Source organism: Streptomyces sp. PH10-H1, from assembly GCF_030063355.1.
Lineage (GTDB): Bacteria > Actinomycetota > Actinomycetes > Streptomycetales > Streptomycetaceae > Actinacidiphila.
In genome coordinates, this window is sequence record NZ_JASISZ010000186.1 from 1 (window position 1) to 2,404 (window position 2,404).

The 2,404-nt window shown below is 65.8% G+C and carries 2 protein-coding genes and 1 pseudogene; 1 reads left to right on the plus strand and 2 read right to left on the minus strand.

All coding sequences use genetic code 11. The features are described from left to right. Positions 1-264: 264 nt before the first annotated feature. Both QMK24_RS41030 and QMK24_RS41035 read right to left on the minus strand, forming a co-directional pair. Positions 265-990: a DUF899 domain-containing protein gene (locus QMK24_RS41030; protein ID WP_283472013.1), complete on the minus strand. Its 726-nt coding sequence runs from the start codon at positions 988-990 to the stop codon at positions 265-267. A gap of 65 nt (positions 991-1,055) precedes the next feature. Further along, a complete protein-coding gene (locus tag QMK24_RS41035; protein ID WP_283472015.1) occupies positions 1,056-1,361 on the minus strand; it encodes a hypothetical protein in 306 nt (101 codons plus the stop codon). 97 nt (positions 1,362-1,458) lie between these two features. Here QMK24_RS41035 and QMK24_RS41040 point away from each other — a divergent pair. Further along, positions 1,459-1,647: pseudogene (locus tag QMK24_RS41040) on the plus strand (IS21 family transposase); the annotation flags it as partial. Positions 1,648-2,404: the final 757 nt, after the last annotated feature.

Consider the following 2,404-nt stretch of genomic DNA (forward strand, 5'->3'; position numbering starts at 1 on the left):
AGCCCCGCCGGATACACCCGGGCCAGCAGCCCAACATTCACCACAGCACGCAACTCAGGCCCCACAACCGCCCCTGAACATCCGTCATACACGATGAAGGAGCAGGTTAACCTAACGGCATTGGATCAGGAACCATAGTGCGGCGTTCGTGAAAACGATCGTGAGTATCCAGCTGAGCAGCACGGAATCGATCACAGAATGCTCCGATATCGGGATCGAGCCGCCTGCTCGGGCCGTGGCCCGAGCAGGCGGGCAGCTCAGTGGTCAGTGGCAGGAGTGACCGGCCGCGCCGTCGTACCGGTCGTGGTGGAGGAATTCGGTGACGTACCTCTGCCGGCCCAGCGGTGTGAGGTCGAGATAGTGGTAGGTGCCCAGCAGCAAGTCGACCCCGCGCCCATAGGCCGAGTAGGTGTGGAAGACGCTGTCGCCGTCGCGGAGAAAGACACTCGCGCCGTGTCCCTCATTGCTCACAAAATGCGCCAGGCCCTCGTGCTGCAGAGTCGCTTCGTCCTTGTAGTTGTATTCAACGGGCGCGACGGACGCGTCGTTGGAGACGTGGAAGTCGTAGTTGAAGTCGCTCTCGTAGGAGGAGAACCACGGCACGGTCCAGCCCATCCGCGCTTTGAACGGCTCGATCTTGGCCAGCGGCGCTCGGGAAACGAGGGACAGCGAGGTATTCACGCCGTGCAGGTGCACCAGATGGCCGATATTGTCCGCCACCAACGAACAGCTCGGGCAGCCCTCATCCCAGCTCGGGTCGAACATGAAGTGGTAGACGATGAGTTGACGGCGTCCCTCGAACAGGTCGAGCAGGCTCGCCGGGCCGGCCGGCCCCGCCAGCTTGTAGTCCTTGGTGAGTTTCACCATCGGCAGCTCGCGGCGCTGCGCGTCGACCGCAGCCTGCGCCCTGGTGACGCCTTTCTCCTTCGCGAGCAGCTCCTTGCGTGCGATCAGCCACTCGTCGCGTGACACGACCTGCGGTAGCGCCATCATGTTCTCCTTGGATGCTTTCGTTTGCTGGATGGGGTTCTCCGGCCTGGGGAAGTGCGCGAGCCTCACGTGGTGAGGACTCGGTAGGAGCCGACCAGGGTGGCCTCAGACCGGTCCGGGGGAGCGACCAGCCGGTCGCCGATCCCTTCCTGGAACTCTGCGAACGCGGTCAACTCCGACAACGGGTTCGCCTCGCCCTCGACGACCCCGACGTGGACGAAGCTGACACCGTCGGCCAGCCGGAACGTCGCATACCGCAGACCATCGGGGCGATCCTGGTTCAGCTGGGCGAACACCTGCTGTACCAGCCGCTGGTTCTCCCCGGCGGCCTCGGCCCGCGTCTCATAACGCACCACGAACATCGTGCTCATCGGCTTCACTCCCGTGTCCGCACCCGCTGCGGCATCCGCCGCCTGCCTGTACTGATCCGGGAAACGGCGAAAACTCATCGCCGACGCCACGCAGCCGATCGACGAGTACCTGGCGAAGATCGAGGAACTGGTGGTGCAGTCCCGCGGCAAGATACGCGCCGACATCGTGCACCGGCGGATCACCGCGATGGGCTTCACCGGCGGGGAACGCACCACCCGTCGCGCGGTCTCCGAAGTCAAAGCCGCCCTGCGGGCCGGCCAGCGCCGGGTCTACCGGCCCTGGATCGCTTCCCTGAACTATTACTCCGTCGCCCCTCGCGTGGCCGTGGGGACTGTCACTCCGCGCGGCTCGGCGTTGACGTTAATCAGGTCGCGAAGCGTCGAGATGATCACTACGGTGTGACGCCACACGAGTTCGAACTCACAGCACGATGGCTGTCACGGAGTTGCCATGCCCCCGCAGATGAAGCTAACGGCGATAACACTTGACTGCGCCGGCAGCGCCCAGCAGGACCGGGATCAAGGTGCCGCCCAGGTCCATCCGCAGGCGCGCCCAGCGGCCGGCGCCCAGGGTATGCAGCAAAGCGTCGCGGGGGTCGCGGCCGGAGGCACCCATACGGGCGGCAGCAGCAAGTCCCAGGGCGGGCAGGGCGAGGAGGATGGCGAGCATGGCCCACGAGCCACACGGGGGGCAGCGGAGCGTCGGCCGTCAGGGGGGCGATGACCACGACGGTGAACTGGCGGCCCCGGTAGGAGTCCCCGTAACTGCTCGACAACGCGGCGGCCTGCTGGCCCGGTTCGGCGATGGCGGGATGCGAACAGCGCCGCGTTCCTTGCGGATCCCCGGGCCCGTGGAGCGAACGTAGTGCCGACGGCGGTACCGCTCCGGTGGACGTCCACGCGCGACCAGCGCTAATACTGCAACCGCATGTGGTGTGACTGTTGGCGGTGTGGCTCGTTGGTCCGTCTGTGTGACGAATCGTTGACGGTGGGGCGGGTCGAGTCGTGGGCTGCGGGTGTAGAAGGGTTGCATGCCCGGTTCG

Coding starts and splice junctions, on each gene's coding strand:
- QMK24_RS41030 (WP_283472013.1), bottom strand. CDS start 990: ATGGCGCTACCGCAGGTCGTGTCACGCGACGAGTGGCTGATCGCACGC.
- QMK24_RS41035 (WP_283472015.1), bottom strand. CDS start 1,361: ATGAGCACGATGTTCGTGGTGCGTTATGAGACGCGGGCCGAGGCCGCC.